The following is a 21,490-nucleotide window of genomic DNA, read 5'->3' as shown; positions in this document are numbered from 1 at the left end:
TTATGACCTGATAACAATAAATAAAATCAGGACAATAAAATTATCTGCCAACTTAGTACATGAGACACCTAGATGTTATGTTAATTTATTTAGGAGGTTTTTTATGAAAAAGTCGCTTAAAGGACTTGGTAATGTCGACTGGCCAGTAATGGGGATAAGTGGTGGATTTTTTACGTTATTTGTTGTTATGTATATCATTAATGGGAATTTTGTATCAAATTTTGTAAATAAGTCTTTCTCGTTCTCAATCAAATACTTCGGCTCCTTTTGGCAATTTCTTCTTTTAGGAACATTTTTTATTGCCATTTGGATTGCTCTCTCAAAATATGGAAATATTAGACTTGGAAAAATAGAAAAACCAGAAATGAGTACATTTAAATGGATTTCCATTATTATGTGTACGCTAATGGCCGCTGGAGGAGTATTCTGGGCAGCTGCTGAACCAATGTACCATTTTCTCAGTGTTCCACCATTTTTTAAGGGAATTCAATCTGGTACAGCAGAAGCAGTTTCACCAGCGCTGAGCCAAAGCTTCCTACATTGGGGTTTTCTTTCATGGGCAATTAACGGTACCTTAAGTGCGATTGTCTTAATGTGGGCCCATTATCACAAAGGTGCCCCGTTAAAACCACGCTCTCTTCTGTATCCAATATTTGGTGATAAGATTCTAAAAAAGAGCGTTCTTGGGACCTTAACAGATGCCTTTTCAATTATTGCAGTTGTAGCGGGAACAATTGGTCCGATTGGATTTCTAGGTCTACAAGTTGGATATGCGCTTAATTCCTTGTTTGGGATTCCCAATAATTATACAACTCAATTCTTAATTATTGCTGGACTTGTTCTCGTTGCCTCTATATCGGTTGTATCAGGAGTAGATAAGGGTATTCAATTATTAAGCAAGCTTAATGTATACCTCGTTGCATTTTTATTTATCTGTGTTTTATTTCTCGGTCCAGGACTTTTCGTTCTTAATGAATTTTTAGCTGGATTTGGAATTTATCTGCAAAATTTCTTTGGTATGAGTACCTTCCAAGATGCACCAGAATGGTTAGGATCTTGGACAATCTTTTTCTTTGGCTGGTTTTTGGGTTATGGACCAATGATGGCAGTCTTTGTGTGTGCGATTTCAAAGGGGCGGACAATCAGACAGCTCATTTTGACAATCGCAGTGATTGCCCCAATCATCATGAACTTTTGGTTCACAGTAGTGGGTGGTACGGGAATTTTCTACGAGCTATCCAATCCCGGGGTGATATCGGAAGCCTTGAATAAGGCAGGCCCGCCAGCAGCCATGATAGCGATTGCGCAACAACTTCCTTTTGGATCCATACTGGCTTTCTTCTTTCTATTAGCCACAATCATCTTTGTTGCGACAACAGCTGATTCTATGGCATTGTCAGTTTCAATCGCCATAACTGGAACGGAAAAGCCGCCAACGTTGGTTCGAGTATTTTGGGCACTAATTATGGGAGCTGTAGCAGTTATACTAATTTCATTTGGAGAAGGAAGTATAGGGGCCTTACAGTCATTCATTGTCTTTACGGCTATACCAGTGTCTATTTTGTTATTTGTAAACTTCTATACTGCCCCGAAAGTTTGTAAGGATTTATGGCGTGAACATAACGCAATTTCAAATGTGGAAAATGAAAGAAATGTAGGTTAAATTTCATTAATATTAAAATAATGAATAGACAATGGGGAGTTAGCTCAAATTTATAAGTAGTAATAATAGATTACATAATGAATTTTGAGCTAATTCTCCATAACTTTTTAATATTATTAAAGAGGATGAGATGTTTTTGGGGAATTTTCGAGTATGGAGCTATCTGATACTGGCCAATCTTTTTTGGGCGGGTAACTTTATTTTTGGAACTTATGTAGTAACGGAGATGACTCCACTCTGGATTTCTTTCGCCCGATGGTCGTTGGCTTTAGTTTTGCTGTTACCAATCGCTTTATATACCGAAAAACTGAATTGGAGGAGTATAAAAAAAGAATGGCTTTCTTTGTTGGTTATGGGTATTTTGGGGATTATCGGTTATAATCTAGTCCTTCTTACAGCACTTGAATATACTTCGGCAACTAATGCTGCGTTAGTAAGTGCATTAAATCCAGCAATCATTGTACTGTTTTCATTTTTTCTGCTGCGCGAAAAACTTTCAAAAATTCAAGTTATAGGTGTAGTCAGTTCTATATTTGGTGTAGTGGTAATATTGACAAAAGGAAACTTGGCTGAGTTTTTTTTAACACGTTATAACAAAGGTGACCTATTAATGGTCTTTGCCGTTATAATATGGACAATTTATTCCATTATAGGAAAAAGATTAAAAACCCCTCCAATCACTGCCACGGCTGTCTCTACGTTTTTTTCAATCGTAATATTATGCCCATTTGCTTTAATAGAAGGATTGGAAATTTCTAAGTTTAGTCCAATGGCGATTGTAGGAATTTTGTATATGGCTATCTTCCCCTGTGTAGGTGCTTTTATTTTATGGAATATTGCTGTAAGAGAAATCGGAGTTAGTAAGTCAGGCGTTTCTATGAATTTAATTCCTGTTTTTACAGCTGTTATTGCTATTACAGTGGGAGGAGAAATAACGAATGTTCAAATCTTTGGTGGCTTATTTGTACTTTTGGGTGTTTATTTAACAACAGGATTACTTGATCATAGGTTTAAAATCAACAAGGAATACAAGCAAATGTAAAATAAAAGTTATTTCAATATAAATTGTAAATTACGTGAATAATATATAATTATTTTGAAAAGTAACTAGGAGTTTCATATAATAAACAGATAGGATCAAAAAAATGAATACTCTGTAAAGTGTGCAATTAAAAATCATTTTAATAATAAAATAAAGGGGGGATTACTATTAAATTGAATAAAGTGGCACCGGTAAAGTCGTATATAAAAATTATGGATGATATTCGCCATTTAATTCTCGAAGGTGGGCTATCAGCAGGTGATCGATTGCTATCGGAACGTGAATTAGCTGCTGAGTTAAAGGTTAGCCGGACTGTAATTAGAGAAGCTTTAAAGTCATTGGAAATGCTCGGTATTATTGAAGTAAAAGCTGGTGGTACCTTTATTAAGGAACCAGAATTGAATGGGATGTACCATACCCTCTCCTATACTATGGCTTTAGATAATGTCACGATTTTTGAATTGTTAGAAACAAGGAAAATAATTGAGGTTCAAGCGATAAAATTAGCCACAGTCCGAAGAACAAGTACTGATTTAGTGATAATTTCAGAAATTTTAGAAGAGATGAAACAGGCATTAAATGAAAATGACCTTAATAAAAGTGTTGATGCAGACCATAAATTTCATTCGTATCTGGTTAAATCTAGCCAAAATAAGGTTCTCTCAATCATGATGGATGCAACATCAGATTTATTTCGGGAGGCCTTATCGATCACTAGAGAAAAATTAGGACAATATAGCGGAATGGATAAAGCGATATATGTTCAACATTATTCAATTTATAAGGCTGTTAGGGATCAAGATGTTGATTATGCCGAGAAAATCATGGCAGAACACCTTGACACTTTAGATAATGAATTGAAAATGATAGTCCAAGGAAGAGATCTGGAACCGCCAGAAACAGAAGAGTTGGATATTACTGAATTTTAGTTTTTGAGGTAGTAACTTATTATGTGAGGTGATATAAAATGTTAATCGTTTTTCCAGATGCAGATCATCATTTACCTGATGATCTCATTACTCCATTAAGACAGTATGGTGATTTTCAAACTTTTATTGGAAGACCTGAAACGAAAGATGAATATATTAATAGGGTTAGAAATGCTGATGGGATCCTCCTAGGATGGTCTATCCCTAATGAGGTTATAGCTGAATGCCCAAATTTGAAGATTATTTCATTTACGGGTATCGGTGCATCCAATTTTGTAGATTTGAGATTTGCAAAATCCAGTGGAGTTATCGTCACAAACACTCCCGGATACGCAGATAATGCGGTTGCGGAACATACTCTTTCGTTGATGTTATCCCTGGCAAAAAACATTAACCATAACCACACAACAGTAGCACGGGGTATTTGGAATCAATCTAGAAAGAGTATAGAGTTAAAGGGGAAAACAATTGGTTTAATTGGCTTGGGTGGAATAGGCCAAAGAATGGCGGAATTTTGTAAAGCAATTGGAATGAATGTAATTTGTTGGACCTTTAACCCAAATCCTGTAAGAGCTCAAAAATTAGGTTTGTCGTTTACTAGTATAAAAGACCTTCTTGAAAAATCAGATTTTGTTTCCCTACATCTTCCATATACAGATCAAACTAAGAAAATGTTAGGAAAGGAAGAACTTTCATTGATGAAACAAGAGGCTTTCCTAATTAATACATCAAGGGCAGAATTAATAGATACTGATGCTTTAGTTGAATTGCTTTCCTCAAAGCGGATTGCAGGAGCAGGTATTGATGTTTTCGATGAAGAGCCAATTTCAAATCAAAACTCACTTTTGGCACTTGATAATGTAATTCTTAGTCCACACATTGCGTATAACACGCCGGAGGCATATAAAGAAATATTGAGGATTTCAATTAATAACCTTGTAGAGTTTTTTAAAGGGTCTATACGAAATCCAGTAAATTTTTAAAAAGAAAAAATATTGTTAGTTAATAGGCTGTTGTGTTGATGATAGAAAGGGGTTAGGAAAAATGTATATTAACGGGGAATGGATCAAAACGAATGGAACGATTGAGGTATATAACCCGGCAACGGGTGAACTAGTGGATCAAGTTTACACAGTAGGAATTCATGAGACAAGGGATGCAATAGATGCTGCAAAGGGAGCATTTAAGGAATGGTCTCAGCTTCCTGTAGACATTCGCGTAAATTATTTACATAAAACGGTGGAAAAGCTAAAAGAGCAACGTGAGCAGTTAGAAACGTTAATTACGGAAGAAATGGGAAAATCCATTCACAATGCACGATACGAGGTTCAGAGCACAATCTCATTTTTTCAATGGTTTGCCGAGGAGGCACGCAGGGTATATGGTCGAATTATTCCTGCTTCTGCCCAGAATAAACGCATCAATGTAACGAAACAGCCTTTAGGAGTGGTTGGAGCGATTACACCGTGGAATTTCCCTTTATCAATGGCAGCAAGAAAACTAGCCCCTGCTTTAGCAGCCGGATGTACGGTCATTCTTAAGCCATCTAAAGAAGCACCGCTTTCATCGGTTGCGCTTTATAAAATCTTTGATGAAATAGGATTTCCAAAGGGGGTTGTCAATCTTGTTATGGGAAATTCAGATAAGATTGTCGGTACTTTGATGGAAAGTAAAGATGTACGAAAGATTTCCTTTACTGGTTCAACAGAGGTAGGGAAAAAACTTATTCGTCAATCAGCAGATTCAGTTAAACGAGTTTCTATGGAATTGGGTGGACACGCACCATTTATTGTATTTGAAGATGCAGATATCGATTTGGCGATTGATGGGGTCATTTCAAGTAAGTTTGCTTCATCGGGTCAACAATGTGTATGTACAAATCGAATCTATATTCACGACAGCATCTACGATGATTTCGCAGTTAAGCTCAAGGAAAAGGTTTCCCAATTAAGTGTCGGAAATGGTATTAATGAATCCAATCATATTGGGCCACTTATTAATGAAGGTGCCATTGACAAAATGGATGAGCAAGTGGAGGATGCTTTATCCAAAGGTGCATCTGTCCTTTTTGGAGGAAAAAGGCTTACTGGTGGTGAATATGATAAAGGCTTCTTTTATTGCCCAACTTTACTGCTAAATGGTAAAGAAGGAATGAAAATTTTACATGAGGAAACCTTTGGACCAGTTGCTCCGTTAATCCGCTTTTCTTCAGAAGAAGAAGTCCTTCAACGCGCAAACGAAATCGAATATGGATTAGCATCTTATTTTTATACAAATGACCTATCAAGGATGTATCGTGTTTCAGAAAAGTTGGAATATGGTATGGTTGGGATTAATGATGCTGCACCTTTCTCTGTTCAGGCACCTTTCGGCGGTATTAAAGAAAGTGGATTAGGAAGAGAAGGCGGTAGCGAAGGAATAGAAGACTACCTAAATGTAAAAATGACATCTACTAGAATTCAAATGTGATGTCAAATTGTAAAATAAATCCGACACTCCGGGGGTTTCCTCCCGGAGTTTATTCTGTCAGAAATTATACTAATATCAACATTTAAAAAGGCTTAATTGTCATTAAAATAATTAGAACTATAGCTGAAACGTGTAAGATGTTATTTAGTGGAATTGCCTGTTTAGCTACCATATTATATTCTTCGGGTAAATCCTCACCTTGATGTTTTTCAAGGATCTCCATTTGAAGTTTAGCTTTTTTCGGAAGTATCCCTGCTGCAATGGGTTGAACTGCTATGTAAATGACGATGGAGGCTATATACCATATTTGCTTGAATAAATCCGGATTCATAATGGCCATTATGATGCCTGTTACGAGCAATGCGATACTTCCAATTTTGGCTAATTTCTCTGTTCCTTGTGAAACTAACAATGCAAACTTTGCTTGAGATACATTTTTAACCCTTCCCATCAACACGGGCATGCCGAATGTAGAGCCTAGTCCAACTACTGCCCCCACAATGTGAATGAGCAATACAAATGAGTACAAAGTCATGTTTTTCTCTCCTTCTTTTTTACTACTTTTTGATTTTACTAAATTTATGGAAAAATTAGAACAGTTATTTTTATATGGCATTCAGATGGAAAAAAATACTTTTTAAGCTAATTTATAGATATAATTTTATGGTAAAATTAGTTATTAATTGTTGAAAGTGGAAAGGTGGACTGGGTTATGTCCTATAATGCAGATCATTCAAAGGCTTTAGAAAGTCATCCGGATTGGTTAAATGTTTACATTGATTCCCCAGCTAAACAAAAACAGTTATATAGACGAACCTTGTTAGTTGTAGTTATTTCACAAATTTTCGGTGGTGCAGGACTAGCAGCAGGAATTACAGTTGGGGCACTGATTGCTCAAGATATGCTGGGCACAGATCAATATGCCGGGGTTCCCACCGCATTGTTCACTTTGGGTTCAGCCGCCGCCGCCTATCTTGTGGGGCGGCTATCCCAACGTTATGGTCGTCGGTTAGGGCTTGCAGCGGGATTTTTAACTGGCGGTATTGGCGCTATCGGAGTAGTGATTGCAGCATTGACTAATAATCTCCTATTACTCTTTGCATCTCTATTAATCTATGGAGCTGGTTCAGCAACAAATCTCCAAGCACGCTATGCGGGTACCGACATGGCCAATACTAAACAGCGGGCGACGGCCATCAGTATTGCCATGGTTTCAACCACTTTCGGGGCTGTTGCGGGCCCAAACTTGGTTGATGTAATGGGGGGATTTGCAGCGTTGATCGGTGTCCCAACATTGGCCGGGCCTTTCATTTTGGCTGCCACAGCTTTTATTTTAGCAGGTTTGGTACACTTATTTTTCCTTCGACCTGATCCTCTCCTAGTAGCTAATGGCCTTGCATCGGTGAAAAGTAGGGAAGGGGAAGATCTTTCAATTGTTAGCACCAGTGACACTCAAAGGATAGAGGGACGGGGTATCATTGTTGGAACAACGCTAATGATTTTAACTCAAATGGTTATGGTTGGCATTATGACCATGACACCCGTCCAAATGAGACACCACGGACATGATTTGAGTGAGGTAGGAATGATTATTAGTATCCATGTAGCCTTTATGTACCTGCCATCATTTGTGACTGGCGTTCTCGTTGATAAGATTGGCAGAACGGCCATGGCAATTGCTGCAGGTGGCACTTTGCTTGCTGCCGGTATTTTTGCTGCTATTGCACCTGGGGATTCCATGTTATTTCTCATCATCGCCCTTTCATTACTTGGGCTCGGCTGGAACTTTGGTTTGATTTGCGGCACAGCACTCATCGTCGATGCAACCCATCCCTCAACACGTGCAAAAAAACAGGGATCTGTAGATGTTTTGATCGCGTTAGCCGGAGCCACTGGAGGAGCACTTTCGGGGGTGGTGGTTGCCCAATCAAGTTATGCAACACTCTCACTTGCAGGAGGCATCCTTTCTCTACTGCTGATCCCAGTTGTTGTCTGGTTTCGTAAATAAAGTTCTAATATAAAATTATTTTTTAATGGTATTTTGTACTTTCATAGACTGAGTTAGGTTTCATTTTGAGATTTGGGTAAATAGAATGGGGTTTCATTTACCATATGAGGCTAATATATTTATAATCGGTCAATGGAATAGACTTTCATTGACCGATTGAGATTAATTTTGAGATTTAGGTAAATGAAAGATAGCAAGTAAAACCAGTGAAAATAGCTTAAATACAACAAGATTCGGACCGTTTTTGGTTTAAAACAGCGTGGGTTTTTTGTAGTGGTTTTCCAATATTGCTAAACGTATCAGCTTCAGTTTTAATTCTTTGCTCAATGAAAGCCATTCATGTTTTTTAATTTTCATGATTCAACCCTCCATTTGATTCAGAGTAGCATTATTTGAATATTATTTATGTTTTAAACTATTATCCTCTTAGTTTTTGTTTACCCATTTATTTCAAATTGCTAAACTGAAACCATTCTCCATTTTCTTCTAACATTCTACAAAATTCATAAATGATCATAAATATATCTGCCATAACCTATTGGATTGAAATAGGTTTGTTTCCAAACATGGAGCATGTTTGCTAGTCGAAAGCTGTAACGTAAATCCTTGCAATTGCATTCGATGAAAACGGGCTGTCCATTTTTTTTAAGTCCTATATCAAAACCGATATCGGCAAGACCCGCTAATTCATTTCCTAATGTAATCGCCATTTTTAAAGCAATCTCTTCCGTTTTCTTTTTCACTTCTTCAGGATTTAATGTACTCTTTTCTAATAATTCCTCGAATGGAAGAATAATAGTTTTACAATGGATTCACAGGTGGGACAAGTTCAAATCTTAGGCCAAACTGAAAAATGGAAAATCACTTTTGTTGATACAGGTCTAGACACAATGACAGGGAGCAGAATCAAAAGAGCGAAGAAATACATCGGGGACGAAAGCTTTATGGTAACTTATGGAGATGGTTTATCTGACATTAATTTACAAGAGTTGTTGAAATTCCACCGTACGAAAGGAACGATCGCGACGGTAACCGGAATCAAGAAGAAAAGTCAATTTGGAACTTTAGAAGTTAATCAGGGGATGGCAGAATCCTTTGAGGAAAAAACAAAGGTAGAAGGAATCATAAATGGCGGTTTTTTCGTTTTCCAACCTGAGGTGTTTAACTACTTAACAGACGAAACAACGTGCATCTTTGAAGAAGAACCAATGAAAAAATTAACCGAGAATCGCCAATTGTCCGTCTTTCTTCATGAAGGATTTTGGACAGCTATTGATACTTATAAAAACGTATTAGAGATCAATAAAATGTGGGAGCAAGGGAATCGGTTATGGCTTCCAAAGCAAAAGTGAGGGATCAACCGGATTCTGAGAACTTTTTTTGCATGATCGTAACAAATGGAAGGCTGTACCAAGGTCTTGCGTTGCTTGCGTCTTTATTTCAGGTGATGGGGAATGATTTTTTCCTATTTATTCATTGTGTTGATGATGAATCACGTAAGCTAATAAAAAAACTCAAATATAAGAATCTGTATTTAATCCGCGAGAAAAAATTGGATAAAGGCATTCGATTACTAAAGGAACAACGTAAGATCCATGAATACTGTTGGACCCTGAAGCCTGCTATATGCGAATATGTGTTGACTTCGTTTCCCAACGTAAAGCGGATTACTTATCTAGATTCGGATTTGTATTTTTGGGGAGATCCACGGTGGATTTTTAAAAACCAACCTGACTGTTCTGTGTTGCTTTCTAACGAAGAAAAATATAAACCTAACATGAATCAGGCGGCACTAAAAAGAAGGATTAAGATAACTGGTCTATACAATTCGGGGTTTATCAGCTTTAAACGGGATGAAATTGGACTCAAATCAGTGAAATGGTGGAAGGAAAAATGTCTGGAGAATTGTAAGATTTCACCCGAAGAAGGTCTTTTCGGAGATCAAAAGTATTTAGACGAACTCTCCATGTTATTCCCTGGTATTTGTTCCATTACAACACCCGGAGTAAATATTGGTCCATGGAATGAATTAAAGTACCAATTTTCTAACGTGAATGATTCGATTTTTATTGATGATCAATTGCTCATTTTTTATCATTTTAGTGGTTTAAGAGTAATATCCGAAGACAAAATCCAGTCTGTTTATCGCGGGAATCAAAAAAACCTGCCCTTTATTTATCAAAAATATCAAATAGAACTTAGTAATGTAGTCTATTTAGTAAAGAACATGGAACCAAACTTTTATGGCTTCGCAAACAAATCCGATTTGCAAAAATATTGGAATTAAGTTGCTTAGGGTAAGACAAGTCATTCAAGGAATGAGGTGTTTATGGTTTGGAAAGTGTTTATTGCACTATTATTACAAAAAGTAGATTGTATCAGTTCCTTGCCTTGATTGCTTCCCTGTATAAAGTAAAAGCTGGGAACTATCAGTTTTTTGTCCTCTGTGTTGACGATGAAACTTACAATCTCCTAAATAAATTGAATTGGAAAAAAGTACATGTATTCCATGAAAATGAACTAGCTGAGTCCGTTGTATCTTTAAAAAAAGAACGAAAAATACACGAATACTGTTGGACTTTGAAAGCCGTATTTCTGGAGAAGATTCTTACTAAGTATCCAAAAGTAATGCGAGTAACGTTTATGGATTCAGATTTATATTTTTGGGAAGATCCTGAGAAAATTTTAAAAAAACAGCCAAATTGTTCAGTCTTATTATCAAGGGAGGAAAAATACAAACCAGAATGGAAACCAAATTTTATCAAAAGGGTCACAAATGTAACTGGTGAATATAATTCGGGATTTATCAGTTTTAAGCGCGATGAGATGGGGATTGCTTGCTTGAACTGGTGGAAGGAGAAAACGATAGAAGCTTGCAATATAGACCCTAAAAGAGGGATATTTGGTGATCAAAAGTATTTAAATGAAATGCCTAAATTATTTACTACTATATGTGATATTGAATCTCAAGGCGTAAATATTGGACCATGGAATTATCTTAAATATACCTTTTCGGAAAAAGATGGACATATATATATCGATCAATTCCGGCTAATCTTTTACCATTTCAGCGGTGTAAGAATAATAGAGCGGGATGATCATCCAGAACTCATCCACTCGACCACGGAAAATACTCCTTTTGTTTTCACCATTTATCAGAAGATGCTAACCCAACTCATTACCCTGATAAAACATAATGAGCCAAGTTTTAACGGATTTGCGACGGAGGAAGACTTAAAAAGTTATTGGTAGGCATCAATATTTTTCATAAACCTCATTTTAGGATCCGGTTCAATTGATTCGTAATCGAGAAAAAATAATTTTGAGGGAAGGCCTGATATTTGCATGGTCGGCTTAAACACATTCTGGGAACATAGAAACGTTTTTGTGACGGGATGCACTGGATTTGTGGGAAGGCATTTGGTGCAAGAATTGCTTCAAAAAGGCGCAAAGGTAACCGGGTTGGTCAGAAACATCCATTTCTCTATTTTACAGGAAGAGTCTTTTAAACGAATGAACCTTGTTAATGGAAGTGTGGAGGATTTACAGGTCATTAAACAATCGATCGAAGACTTTGAAATTGATACCGTTTTTCATGTGGCAGCACAAGCTGATGTAGGATTTGCAACTCAAAATCCAGTGGCTACATTTGAAACCAATATTCGCGGAACCTGGAACGTTTTGGAGGCGTGTCGACAAACTTCCGTTAAACGAGTCATTGTCACATCCAGTGAAAAAGCCTATGGCGATCAATCCCCAACGCCTTATATTGAAACATTACCACTTCAAGGGAGATACCCATTCGACGTTTCTAAAAGCTGTGCAGATTTACTCACGAACACGTATTTTCAAACCTATCAACTACCAGCCTGTATCATAAGATGCGGAAATTTATTTGGAGAGGGAGATTTGAATTTTAATAGAATCATTCCTTATACCATTCAATCCGTTTTGCAAAATAAAGTACCGGAGATCCGCAATGATGGCACCATAGTCCGTGACTTTTTTTACATTAGGGATGCCGTGGAAGCCCATTTACTGGCAGCAGAAAAACTGGAAAGCAGAAAGCTAGCTGGAGAAGCCTTTAATTTCGGTTACGAAAATCCGCAAACGATATTGGCAGTGGTTGAACGAATCATAAACATGTTGAAGAGTGATTTACGGCCGTTTATTCAACATCAAGTTAGCCATGAAAGCAAACATCCATATTTATCTGCTAAAAAAGCAAAGGAGTTGTTAGACTGGCACCCAGCCTTTGACTTGGATACCGGTTTAGAAAGTACAATCGCTTGGTATCAAAAGTACTTTGGCATCCACTAGATGAATATAACCTACGGAGACGGTGAGGCTCTCACTGTCTTTTGAATGGTATTGCAGTGCAGGATAAAAATACCTAGGAAAAAAAAGTAAAAAATCTTATTGACAAACCGACGGTCGGTTTGTATGATAAAAGTGGAATATAAAGTAAACGAAAAGAGGAGAATGAAACGTGAAGGTTTCGTCTAAAAGAAAAGTAATCCAAATGATTGTTATTAGTTTGGTTATTAATGGTGCCGTTCCTGTTGTAGTGTATAACCTGCTGACAAATTACTATTCAAGCTTCGTCTCATTGTTAGTCGCAACATTGATCCCCTTAGCTGATAATCTTTACCATATTGTAAAATATAAAAAAGCAGATGCATTTGGTCTTTTTATGCTTACCGGCTTCATATTAAGTTTATTGGCATTTGTGTTAGGTGGAAATGAACGACTTATTTTATTAAGGGAATCCATGGTTACAGGATTATTAGGACTGATTTTTATTGCCTCACTGTTCTTTTCTAAACCGCTGATTTATCATTTTGCGATAAAATTTAGTGCGGAGGATGCATCTGAACAAAAGGGTAAGTTCAAGAAAAATTGGGAAATTCCCTATTTCCGTACTGTCCTAAGAATTATGACTGCCATTTGGGGAATTGCTTTATTGGGTGAGGCAATCGTTAAAATCATCCTTGTTTATGAATTATCCATTTCCACCTTTTTAGCCGTCTCACAACTTATTTTTTACAGTGTAATAGGAGCAGCAATTCTATTTACCATTGTATATCGTCGTTATGCAAAAGTACGCTTAGATCACCTTACCCATATTCAATAAACCAACTACTAGATTACGTAAGGAAGGTAATAAAATGAATCATTCAAACATTTACACTAATCAAAGCTTCCAACATATATTATCGATCACAGAAGAAATCATCCTCGAAAAGGGCTGTCGGAATACAACATTAAAAGATATTATTGAGAGATCAGGTTTGTCTAAAGGGGCCATTTATCATTATGTCGAAAGTAAGGATGAATTATTTGGTCTGATCCTTCAATCAAAAATTGAAGAAATGAATGAAAAATTTCACATGAACATTACTCGTTCCATTAGAGAAGGATCCTCTAACCAAGGAGGTTTCAACACAGTCGGCCAATTTTTTTCATCGCGGCAGAATACAAATGATATCGGCAATTTAATTTTTATCTATTTGTTAAGTCAGGATAATGAGAAGGTCCAAAAAATCCTAAATAATATTTATAGGTATAGTAAAGAAACAGGTGCGAAGTGGATAAAAATGGGTCAGGAAAATGGGGTGATTCCACCAAACATTGACGCAGAAAAAATGGCAAGATTGTTGATGACTTTTTCATACGGTCTAAGAGTTACCCAAATTTTATCCAAGGATGAGACGGACAATGTGGATTCTAGTGATATATTTAAAGTCATCATTAAGACATTAACATAATTCCCGGGTAAGGGAATTTTAAAAAACAAACATACCGACAGTCGGTTTGTTATGAGGTGCTGTAATGGAAATTCAAGCGATTGAACTTATTGAATTAAAGGTAGTGGTTCAGTTATATGCTGACATTACCGCCGATTTAAGGAGAAAAGGGATAAAGCAGTGGGATCGACTATATCCCAATCGATTTATCGTAAAGGCAGATATTAAAAATGGCCATCTTTTTGGTTTATTAGTAGATAAAAAAATAATCGGTGCGGTCGTTGTTGATACAAATGAAAGCAAAAAATATCAGGAACTTAAATGGGAGGATGAAGTAGGAAAATCATTATTAATTCATCGATTAGCTGTTCATCCAGATTATCAAGGGAAAGGTTATGGAAAACAACTGCTCCAATTTGCAGAAGACTATGCCCGTGGAAATGGATTTTCAAGTATACGACTTGATGTATTTAGTTTAAATACAGGGGCAGTGAAAATGTACGAACGGGCTGGTTATCAAGAAAGGGGAATGATTCGTTTTCCATTCCGGGCAGCCCCATATTTATGTTTTGAAAAAATAATAGCAGGGAGTATAAAAAATGAAAAATAGAAAATTTACCATAGGATTGATGTATGCAATTATTGGATTATTTACCATTTATATTTTCATGATGTTTTTGCTTAATGGAGTGGAGCACGCCCCGATGGTGAAAGGGAAAATGGCGGATCACGATTTCTCTCTGACAAGGTGGAAGTGGTTTTTCTACCCGCATATTTTATTAGGTACAATCTCGCTTGCCATTGGTCCGTTTCAACTGACAAGGAAAAGCCAACAGAACCCAAGGCTTCATAAAATGCTGGGAAAAATTTATGCGGTAGCCATTTTTATAAATATTCTAATGGTTCCATATCTCTCTCTTTCGGCTACGGGCGGGAATGGAACGATGATTGCTTTTCTTGTCCTTAATGTCTTTTGGTTATGGACCACTTCAATGGGTGTGATTAGGGCGACCCAAAGAAAAATAAAGGCGCATAAGGAATGGATTCTCCGAAGTTATGCGATTACCTGGGTTTTTGTCACGTTTCGGATTGTTGTCATTCCATTTTCATTATTTTTAGACAGCTCGATTGCATTTCCAATCGCTGTCTATCTCGGAATTGTAATAAACCTGTTATATGTTGAAAGGCGGAATCGTAAGAACAAAAAATATACAAAAGTGCAAGTACACCCAACCACCAAACTGGATTAATGATAGTCCAGATTTTCAATGTAAAAGCAGCAGAATCCAATTCTGCTGCTTTTGATTGTATATGTTGATTCGTAAGCAATACAATATGGCCTTAATCTAAATATAAATAATAGTCCTGTGAATGGTAGCTTCTAAATCCGCATGATTCATAAAGCTTCAGGGCATGGGCATTTTTCGCCTCGACCTCCAGAAAAATGGGCAGCCCTTTTTGATGTTCCATTTTTACCACTTTTGATAAGGCCTTTCTCCCAATTCCTTTTCCCTGCAATTCGGGAAAAACAGCGAATCCATAAATCCACGCTTCGCCATTCGATTCGGAAACTCGCATTTTTCCAGCTGTTTTTCCGTCCACTTCAATTATTAGCTTTTGGTCACTGCTGTTTTCTTCTATCATCTGTTCAAACCCTTTTGCTTCATTTTCCTTAAATTCGAAGCACAAAACGTCTAGTTTTATTTCTGCTTCTCTATCCTCTTTTGAAAAAGACGATCTTAGGATAACGGCCGGATCTACGGACAATTCCGTTTCCTGCCACTTCATTTGGTATTCAGCAAATGAAAATGTACATGGAATAGTATTTACTAACTCTTTTGCGGTTTGTGAGACTGTTGGAGCATTTAACAAGATTGTTCTACTATTTCGTTTCTTCGCTTCCTCAATGCCCATTTTTAGTAAGCTCGAAAAAATTCCTTTGCGCCGATAATCCGGATGTACCATCCCGCAAAGTTCTACCTTATCTCCAAAGCCATAGCTTCCCAGAAAACCGACAAGCTTACCGTCTTCATAATGGAAGAAGTCTTCCTTGTAATTTCCGACCCGGTTTTCAAGCATATCAAAATTCAACTTCAACTGAAAACCGCCCTCTTGCTCACAAACTTTCTGAAGTGCCTTTATTTCAACTAAATGTTTCTTTGTTAACATTCTTTTCCTCCTATTCAAAGCCTTCTATATTATTCTTTTCCATACACCATCATTCCTTCTTTGGTCTCAAAGGATTTTCTACTTTCTTACAAGGAATTTGGGAAAATAACATATAATAGGGGGGATGTAAAAAGGTAATTAGCTTGAACAATCAGAAAATTAGTGTTAAGTTCAATTCTAAAAACCTCGCCATGGGGTAAACCCATAAAAAAAGACGAAGGAATACAAGGTGATATTATTGACAGAGAAAAAAGGTATAAATGAAACTGGATGGAACTTTGACAACAGTTATGCCCGTTTACCAAAATCATTTTTTACAAACTGCGAGCCAACCCCTGTAAGCTCACCCAGTTTGATCATTCTTAATCACCCCTTGGCAAAATCTCTGGGATTGAATGACCAGGAGCTGGAAAGCGAAAATGGCGTTGCTGTTTTTGCTGGCAACCGAATTCCAGAAGGTGCTTTGCCGCTTGCCCAAGCATATGCAGGGCATCAATTTGGACATTTTACCATGTTGGGGGATGGCCGGGCGATCTTGCTTGGCGAACAGCTCACCCCTTCGAGTAACCGTGTTGATATTCAGCTCAAAGGTCCTGGTAGAACTCCGTACTCCCGCGGCGGCGATGGACGAGCAGCACTTGGGCCGATGCTGCGTGAATATATCATCAGCGAAGCTATGCATGCGCTTGGCATTCCTACCACGCGTAGTCTAGCGGTAGTTGCAACCGGAGAGGCGGTAATCCGTGAAACAGACCTTCCTGGTGCCATTTTGACCCGTGTGGCTGCCAGCCATATACGCGTCGGCACCTTTCAATACGCGGCAAAATGGGGTACAGTCCAGGAACTCCGGACCCTCGCTGATTATACAATAGGACGTCATTATCCTGAAGTTGAAGCGGCAGGGAACCGCTATCTTTCGTTTCTTCAGGAAGTGATCAAGCGTCAGGCTGCTTTGATAGCCAAATGGCAACTGGTTGGCTTTATTCACGGTGTGATGAACACCGACAATATGACCATTAGCGGAGAGACAATCGATTATGGTCCTTGTGCCTTCATGGATTATTATGACCCAGAAACGGTATTCAGCTCCATTGACAGGCAAGGCCGGTATGCCTATGGCAATCAGCCGTATATTGGCGGGTGGAATCTCGCACGATTTGCTGAAACACTCTTGCCTCTGCTGCATGACAATCAGGAAGAGGCTGTTAAACAGGCTCAAGATGCAATTTCAAATTATATGGGGTTGTATCAAAGAAATTGGCTAGCGGGAATGAGAGCAAAATTGGGGATATTTAACGAAGAGGAACAGGATGAAGCCCTTATTAATGACCTTCTGAATATGATGCAGAAGCAGCGTTCAGATTTTACCAATACATTCCGTGCCTTAACCTTCGAGACGCAAGAGGATACAGTTCTGTTTGGAACCCCGGAATTTGACCGATGGTATGAGCGGTGGCAGGCGAGATTAGGAAGACAGAAAGAACCAAAAGCCTCTTCCCATCAATTGATGCGAGAGAGCAATCCCGGGGTTATTCCAAGGAATCATAGGGTGGAAGAAGCACTAGAAGCGGCAGTGAATCAGGGAGACTACAGCGTAATGGAGCGGCTGCTTGTTGTGCTGTCCAAGCCCTATGCGCACACCAACGAACAAGTTGATTACTGCACATTGCCTGGGCCATCAACCAGTCCTTACCGAACCTTTTGCGGTACCTGATAATAGCGTGTATAGGGAAACTTTGAAACTTTCTTACTGCTGTTCTTATTTTTTATGCGCACTTGTATTATAAATGATAAAATCGATATTAAGTGATTTTTATTAAGGCGGGTGAGGCATAAATGGTAAAACATAAAATATTGGATATTTTAGAAAAAGAATTAGTGGTTGCACTGGGGTGTACTGAACCTGTAGCGATTGCTTTAGCGGCTGCAACGGCCAAAAGCTATGCTTCTGGGGAAATAAAAGCCTTAAGCGTAAAAGCGAGTGGAAATATTATTAAAAATGCTAAATCCGTCGGAATACCAGGGATGTCTGCTAAAGGACTTGAATTCGCGGCAGCCATTGGGGCAACAGCAGGAGATCCTGCTAAACAGCTTGAGGTTTTAAATGGGCTCACTTTGGAGGACGAGCGGAATGCGTTAAAATTGATTGATGAGGGTAATGTAACTGCCAGTCAAGCAGTCACATCTAAACGACTATATATTGAAGTAATTTTACAAACAGAAAAACATACTTCTCGGGTAGTTATATCTGATAATCATAGTAATGTCAGTCTTATTGAAGTGGATGGTAAGGAAGTGTATCAAGGTGGCTGTGAGAATATCGGCATCCAAACCGATGAAGAGGAATTAGAAGCGCTCACGATTGATGAAATATATGAGTGGATTTTACAAGCTGACCTAAATGATTTAACACTTATAAAAAAGAGCATAGAGTTAAATCAAGTTATTGGAAAAGAAGGACTTTCTGGGAATTACGGACTAAATGTCGGCAGAACAATAAAAGATAATGTGAAAAAAGGCATATTATCTGATGATTTGGCGACGGCTGCGATGTCTCTAGCGGCTGCCGGTTCGGATGCGAGAATGGCGGGTTCCACACTTCCGGTGATGGCGAATACCGGGAGTGGCAACCAGGGGATTGCCGTCACACTACCTGTTGTGGCGGCAGCGGAAAAGCTGCAAGTATCCGAAGAAAAGATGATTCGCGCCGTTGCGCTTAGCCATTTGATTACTATTCACATTAAATCTAGATTTGGGCGTCTATCTGCTTTGTGTGGTGTTACTGCTGCCGGAATGGGGGCAAGTGGAGCCATTGTGTATTTACTAGATGGAGGTCTACAGCAAATTAAGGGAGCCATTCAAAATACCATTGGCAATGTTTCCGGAATGATTTGCGACGGGGCAAAGGCAGGCTGCGCTATGAAAGTTTCAACCTGTTCAAATGTTGCTGTCCAATCAGCTCTTTTGGCATTGAACCATCAAGAAATCCAATCGACTGATGGCTTTATTCATGATGACGTCGAAAAGAGCATCGAAAGCTTCTGTAAGCTTGGAAATGAAGGAACAAGGCAAACAGATGAACTAATCTTAAAATTAATGCTAGAAAAATAAAAAAGGGTGTCAGGCACTATGTGAAAAATTCACATGGTGCCTGACACCCTTAATAATCTAGGGACTGTGTTTAACATTTAAAGTTTTGTGCGAAGGCTCAATAGCTCTGGGAAGAATGGGTGGTCAAGCACTTTTTTGAGATAGGTGACGCCGGAAGAGCCGCCTGTACCTTTTTTATGCCCGATAATTCTTTCTACTGTGGACATATGGTTAAAGCGCCAGAGCTGTTGTTGATTACCGATATCTACCAATTTTTCTGCCAGCTCATATAAATCCCAGTATTTGTTGGTATTACGATAAACGGTCAACCATGCTTCTTCGACACTAAGATTGGGAACATAGCTTTGCGACCAATCCCGATTCAAAACCTTTTCATCAATAGGTAATCCATGGGCGGAGAGAGCTAAGAGGGAGACATCATAGATACTTGGTTCATGAAGTGATTTCATCATAGAGTCATATCGATCAACCTGATGTTTATAAACCGCTAGGGTATGGGCATTTTTTTGTCCTAAAGCAAACTCAATTAGGCGGTTTTGATAGGATTGGAATCCAGATGAACTGCCAAGCTTATGACGAAACTGCATATAATCTGCTGGGGTTAACGTAGTTAGAACGTTCCATGACTGAATTAATTGTTGTTGAATTCTTGCCACACGCGACAGCATTTTAAATGATGGTTCCAGCTCGTTACGTGAAATACTCTGGATCGCAGCATTCAATTCATGCAGAATAAGCTTCATCCATAACTCGCTCGTTTGATGAATGATAATAAACAGCATTTCATCATGGTGATTCGAAAGCCGATGCTGGCTGGATAAAATGACATCAAGGTGTAGATAATCGCTGTAGGACATGTCTTTTTGAAAATCGGTTTGAATTTCCTTTTCGAGCCCTGTTGACTTGTTTTGCCCACCATTTTCTAGATTCCCCATTTATTCATCCCCCTTTTATATAAGTCTATTTTATTTTTCTTATTAGATTACTGGAAGCCATTAATGGGATGAATGAAGGTTTTAACCTAGAAAAATGTTTTAAGTAAATATCGGATGGGACATTACTGATAAGATAATTATAAGGGAGGTTTCAAATGGACAGTAAGACGAAATGGAATACGAAATATCAAGAACGCATGAATGACTTAAGAGAACCTGCTCCGAATCCTAGATTAAAGGATCTGTCTGCCTATCTTATTGGCGGCCAGGCGCTAGATCTTGCTTGCGGCCTTGGCGGGAACAGTTTGTTCCTTGCAGAGATGAAATACCAAGTGGAGGCTATTGATATTTCGGACGCCGCTATTAACTATATTCAGGAACAGGTATTTATCAATAAGCTCAACATTCATCCAAGGGTATGTGACCTTACGAATGGGGGTGATCTCCACTGGAAAGACAATTCTTATGACTTAGTTGTTATTACGTATTATCTTGACCGTTCATTATTTCCAAATGTTAAAAGGATGATCAAAGAGAAGGGTTATTTTTTCATGGAAACCTTCTATCAGTCACAACAGTTCGAGAATCAAGGCGTATCAAAGCATTATAAACTGCAGTCTCAGGAGCTGTTGTCTGAATTTGGCGATTGGATCGTTCTCTTTTTTGAGGAAAATGAACAAGTGGGACGGCAAACGATTTTTTGTCAGAAACGGTAAAGGAAGGAATGATGATTATTCTAACAACTTTCATTTTTACTATTCTATTTATTGGTGGCATCTACTATTTAATTCGAAATCTAGTAAATTTAAAGTCAGCAGCTGATCTCTCGGCAGATGCGCTTTATCCTGTTAAGGAAAATGAATTTGCAAGCATTATTATACCGAATGAATGGAAACAGATGGAACCTCTTACAAAAAACACTAAGTCCTATCGGTATGTGAAATGGGGGACGTTGGCTGCCCTTGTTTTGTTATCAATTCTTTTGGTGATGGTTCTTACTACTGATTGGCTCGGCTCTTCCTATTTCAGTTTGGCCTATTTGTTTTTTGTTATCATTAACTCAATCCGCCATCGCGGCAACTTCTTTATTTTAGAAAAAGGAATTATTCTTAATGGAAGATTTGTGCCTTTCAATCAAATTAAACATTCCGAAACAGAACAAATTGTCCGTTGGCATGCCTTATATGGTCTGGATTCAAAGGTAAACAATGCCTTTAAGCTGACAATTAAACTGAAAAGAACTTTATTCCAACCCCAATTCTTAGTGGTCGAGAATGCTGCACAGCTCGAGCAAATTAGCGCTTTATTTCACCAAAAAGGGGTTAATTTCGAATCAAAATCTGCTTGATTTGAGATGCAACAGCAGGTTTTTGAGGGGTTTTTCTGAAGTTGGGCATATGAATGATTCTCGAACTAG

General features: G+C 38.2%; 21 protein-coding genes and 1 pseudogene. 18 read left to right on the top strand and 4 right to left on the bottom strand.

What is annotated here, in order from left to right:
• Positions 1-103: 103 nt before the first annotated feature.
• The 5 genes from BABA_RS12580 (at position 104) to BABA_RS12560 (ending at position 6,103) form a co-directional block, all read left to right on the top strand.
• Entirely contained in the window at positions 104-1,663 is a 1,560-nt protein-coding gene (locus BABA_RS12580; RefSeq protein WP_007085574.1) for a BCCT family transporter, read from the top strand.
• Positions 1,664-1,793: 130 nt separating this feature from the next.
• Positions 1,794-2,705: a DMT family transporter gene (locus tag BABA_RS12575; RefSeq protein ID WP_007085573.1), complete on the top strand. Its 912-nt coding sequence runs from the start codon at positions 1,794-1,796 to the stop codon at positions 2,703-2,705.
• Positions 2,706-2,887: 182 nt separating this feature from the next.
• Positions 2,888-3,634 carry a FadR/GntR family transcriptional regulator gene (locus BABA_RS12570; RefSeq protein WP_235749676.1) on the top strand — a complete coding sequence of 249 codons (747 nt, stop codon included), beginning with the start codon at positions 2,888-2,890 and terminating at the stop codon, positions 3,632-3,634.
• Between the two features lie 38 nt (positions 3,635-3,672).
• A complete protein-coding gene (locus BABA_RS12565) occupies positions 3,673-4,617 on the top strand; it encodes an NAD(P)-dependent oxidoreductase (RefSeq protein WP_007085571.1) in 945 nt (314 codons plus the stop codon).
• 61 nt (positions 4,618-4,678) lie between these two features.
• On the top strand, positions 4,679-6,103 hold the full coding sequence (locus tag BABA_RS12560; protein WP_007085570.1) for an NAD-dependent succinate-semialdehyde dehydrogenase: 1,425 nt from the start codon (positions 4,679-4,681) through the stop codon (positions 6,101-6,103).
• Positions 6,104-6,185: 82 nt separating this feature from the next.
• On the opposite strand, the gene BABA_RS12555 is transcribed toward BABA_RS12560, so the two are convergent.
• Entirely contained in the window at positions 6,186-6,638 is a 453-nt protein-coding gene (locus tag BABA_RS12555; RefSeq protein ID WP_007085569.1) for a DUF2269 family protein, read from the bottom strand.
• Between the two features lie 177 nt (positions 6,639-6,815).
• Here BABA_RS12555 and BABA_RS12550 point away from each other — a divergent pair, with 177 nt between their 5' ends.
• Positions 6,816-8,111 carry an MFS transporter gene (locus BABA_RS12550; RefSeq protein WP_007085568.1) on the top strand — a complete coding sequence of 432 codons (1,296 nt, stop codon included), beginning with the start codon at positions 6,816-6,818 and terminating at the stop codon, positions 8,109-8,111.
• A gap of 503 nt (positions 8,112-8,614) precedes the next feature.
• On the opposite strand, the gene BABA_RS12545 is transcribed toward BABA_RS12550, so the two are convergent.
• Positions 8,615-8,854: a YheC/YheD family protein gene (locus BABA_RS12545; protein WP_007085567.1), complete on the bottom strand. Its 240-nt coding sequence runs from the start codon at positions 8,852-8,854 to the stop codon at positions 8,615-8,617.
• Positions 8,855-8,893: 39 nt separating this feature from the next.
• Between BABA_RS12545 and BABA_RS12540 the strand changes: the two are divergent.
• The 8 genes and pseudogenes from BABA_RS12540 to BABA_RS12505 form a co-directional block, all read left to right on the top strand.
• Positions 8,894-9,463, top strand: a pseudogene (locus BABA_RS12540) (sugar phosphate nucleotidyltransferase); the annotation flags it as partial.
• A complete protein-coding gene (locus BABA_RS12535) occupies positions 9,442-10,398 on the top strand; it encodes a hypothetical protein (RefSeq protein ID WP_007085565.1) in 957 nt (318 codons plus the stop codon). The pseudogene BABA_RS12540 and the gene BABA_RS12535, both read left to right, overlap by 22 nt.
• Before the next feature lie 47 nt (positions 10,399-10,445).
• Complete coding sequence (locus BABA_RS12530; RefSeq protein ID WP_007085564.1) at positions 10,446-11,363, top strand: putative nucleotide-diphospho-sugar transferase; 918 nt, start codon at positions 10,446-10,448, stop codon at positions 11,361-11,363.
• A 93-nt stretch (positions 11,364-11,456) separates the two neighbouring features.
• A complete protein-coding gene (locus BABA_RS12525) occupies positions 11,457-12,431 on the top strand; it encodes an NAD-dependent epimerase/dehydratase family protein (protein WP_007085563.1) in 975 nt (324 codons plus the stop codon).
• A gap of 169 nt (positions 12,432-12,600) precedes the next feature.
• Positions 12,601-13,245, top strand: a complete 645-nt coding sequence (locus tag BABA_RS12520) for a VC0807 family protein (protein WP_007085562.1) — start codon at positions 12,601-12,603, stop codon at positions 13,243-13,245.
• A 34-nt stretch (positions 13,246-13,279) separates the two neighbouring features.
• Positions 13,280-13,879 carry a TetR/AcrR family transcriptional regulator gene (locus BABA_RS12515; RefSeq protein WP_007085561.1) on the top strand — a complete coding sequence of 200 codons (600 nt, stop codon included), beginning with the start codon at positions 13,280-13,282 and terminating at the stop codon, positions 13,877-13,879.
• Positions 13,880-13,943: 64 nt separating this feature from the next.
• Positions 13,944-14,468 carry a GNAT family N-acetyltransferase gene (locus BABA_RS12510; RefSeq protein WP_007085560.1) on the top strand — a complete coding sequence of 175 codons (525 nt, stop codon included), beginning with the start codon at positions 13,944-13,946 and terminating at the stop codon, positions 14,466-14,468.
• The gene (locus BABA_RS12505; protein WP_007085559.1) at positions 14,458-15,108 is read left to right on the top strand and encodes a DUF2306 domain-containing protein; all 651 of its coding nucleotides are present in this window, start codon (positions 14,458-14,460) and stop codon (positions 15,106-15,108) included. Before BABA_RS12510 ends, BABA_RS12505 begins: the two co-directional genes overlap by 11 nt.
• A 91-nt stretch (positions 15,109-15,199) precedes the next feature.
• On the opposite strand, the gene BABA_RS12500 is transcribed toward BABA_RS12505, so the two are convergent.
• Positions 15,200-16,027, bottom strand: a complete 828-nt coding sequence (locus tag BABA_RS12500) for a GNAT family N-acetyltransferase (RefSeq protein WP_007085558.1) — start codon at positions 16,025-16,027, stop codon at positions 15,200-15,202.
• Between the two features lie 238 nt (positions 16,028-16,265).
• Between BABA_RS12500 and BABA_RS12495 the strand changes: the two genes are divergently transcribed.
• Positions 16,266-17,741: a protein adenylyltransferase SelO gene (locus BABA_RS12495; RefSeq protein WP_007085557.1), complete on the top strand. Its 1,476-nt coding sequence runs from the start codon at positions 16,266-16,268 to the stop codon at positions 17,739-17,741.
• 122 nt (positions 17,742-17,863) lie between these two features.
• Positions 17,864-19,138, top strand: coding sequence for an L-cysteine desulfidase family protein (locus BABA_RS12490; RefSeq protein WP_007085556.1), 1,275 nt, complete (start codon positions 17,864-17,866; stop codon positions 19,136-19,138).
• 77 nt (positions 19,139-19,215) lie between these two features.
• Here BABA_RS12490 and kynA read toward each other — a convergent pair whose 3' ends face one another.
• Positions 19,216-20,073, bottom strand: coding sequence for a tryptophan 2,3-dioxygenase (gene kynA, locus BABA_RS12485; RefSeq protein WP_007085555.1), 858 nt, complete (start codon positions 20,071-20,073; stop codon positions 19,216-19,218).
• A gap of 155 nt (positions 20,074-20,228) precedes the next feature.
• On the opposite strand from kynA, the gene BABA_RS12480 reads away from it, so the two are divergent.
• Together BABA_RS12480 and BABA_RS12475 are read left to right on the top strand one after the other, a co-directional pair.
• A complete protein-coding gene (locus BABA_RS12480; RefSeq protein ID WP_007085554.1) occupies positions 20,229-20,789 on the top strand; it encodes a class I SAM-dependent methyltransferase in 561 nt (186 codons plus the stop codon).
• On the top strand, positions 20,774-21,421 hold the full coding sequence (locus tag BABA_RS12475) for a hypothetical protein (RefSeq protein ID WP_007085553.1): 648 nt from the start codon (positions 20,774-20,776) through the stop codon (positions 21,419-21,421). The genes BABA_RS12480 and BABA_RS12475 overlap by 16 nt, the downstream gene beginning before the upstream one ends.
• Positions 21,422-21,490: the final 69 nt, after the last annotated feature.

This window comes from Neobacillus bataviensis LMG 21833 (assembly GCF_000307875.1).
GTDB classification, from domain to species: Bacteria; Bacillota; Bacilli; order Bacillales; family Cytobacillaceae; genus Neobacillus; species Neobacillus bataviensis.
Note: the sequence above shows the minus strand (reverse complement) of the source record. Positions and strands in the feature narration are given on the sequence as shown.

What these genes read in the sequence shown, in the direction of transcription:
- BABA_RS12580 (WP_007085574.1), top strand. Translation starts at nt 104, where the DNA reads ATGAAAAAGTCGCTTAAAGGACTTGGTAATGTCGACTGGCCAGTAATG.
- BABA_RS12575 (WP_007085573.1), top strand. Translation starts at nt 1,794, where the DNA reads ATGTTTTTGGGGAATTTTCGAGTATGGAGCTATCTGATACTGGCCAAT.
- BABA_RS12565 (WP_007085571.1), top strand. Translation starts at nt 3,673, where the DNA reads ATGTTAATCGTTTTTCCAGATGCAGATCATCATTTACCTGATGATCTC.
- BABA_RS12560 (WP_007085570.1), top strand. Translation starts at nt 4,679, where the DNA reads ATGTATATTAACGGGGAATGGATCAAAACGAATGGAACGATTGAGGTA.
- BABA_RS12555 (WP_007085569.1), bottom strand. Translation starts at nt 6,638, where the DNA reads ATGACTTTGTACTCATTTGTATTGCTCATTCACATTGTGGGGGCAGTA.
- BABA_RS12550 (WP_007085568.1), top strand. Translation starts at nt 6,816, where the DNA reads ATGTCCTATAATGCAGATCATTCAAAGGCTTTAGAAAGTCATCCGGAT.
- BABA_RS12535 (WP_007085565.1), top strand. Translation starts at nt 9,442, where the DNA reads ATGGCTTCCAAAGCAAAAGTGAGGGATCAACCGGATTCTGAGAACTTT.
- BABA_RS12525 (WP_007085563.1), top strand. Translation starts at nt 11,457, where the DNA reads ATGGTCGGCTTAAACACATTCTGGGAACATAGAAACGTTTTTGTGACG.
- BABA_RS12515 (WP_007085561.1), top strand. Translation starts at nt 13,280, where the DNA reads ATGAATCATTCAAACATTTACACTAATCAAAGCTTCCAACATATATTA.
- BABA_RS12510 (WP_007085560.1), top strand. Translation starts at nt 13,944, where the DNA reads ATGGAAATTCAAGCGATTGAACTTATTGAATTAAAGGTAGTGGTTCAG.
- BABA_RS12505 (WP_007085559.1), top strand. Translation starts at nt 14,458, where the DNA reads ATGAAAAATAGAAAATTTACCATAGGATTGATGTATGCAATTATTGGA.
- BABA_RS12500 (WP_007085558.1), bottom strand. Translation starts at nt 16,027, where the DNA reads ATGTTAACAAAGAAACATTTAGTTGAAATAAAGGCACTTCAGAAAGTT.
- BABA_RS12490 (WP_007085556.1), top strand. Translation starts at nt 17,864, where the DNA reads ATGGTAAAACATAAAATATTGGATATTTTAGAAAAAGAATTAGTGGTT.
- kynA (WP_007085555.1), bottom strand. Translation starts at nt 20,073, where the DNA reads ATGGGGAATCTAGAAAATGGTGGGCAAAACAAGTCAACAGGGCTCGAA.
- BABA_RS12480 (WP_007085554.1), top strand. Translation starts at nt 20,229, where the DNA reads ATGGACAGTAAGACGAAATGGAATACGAAATATCAAGAACGCATGAAT.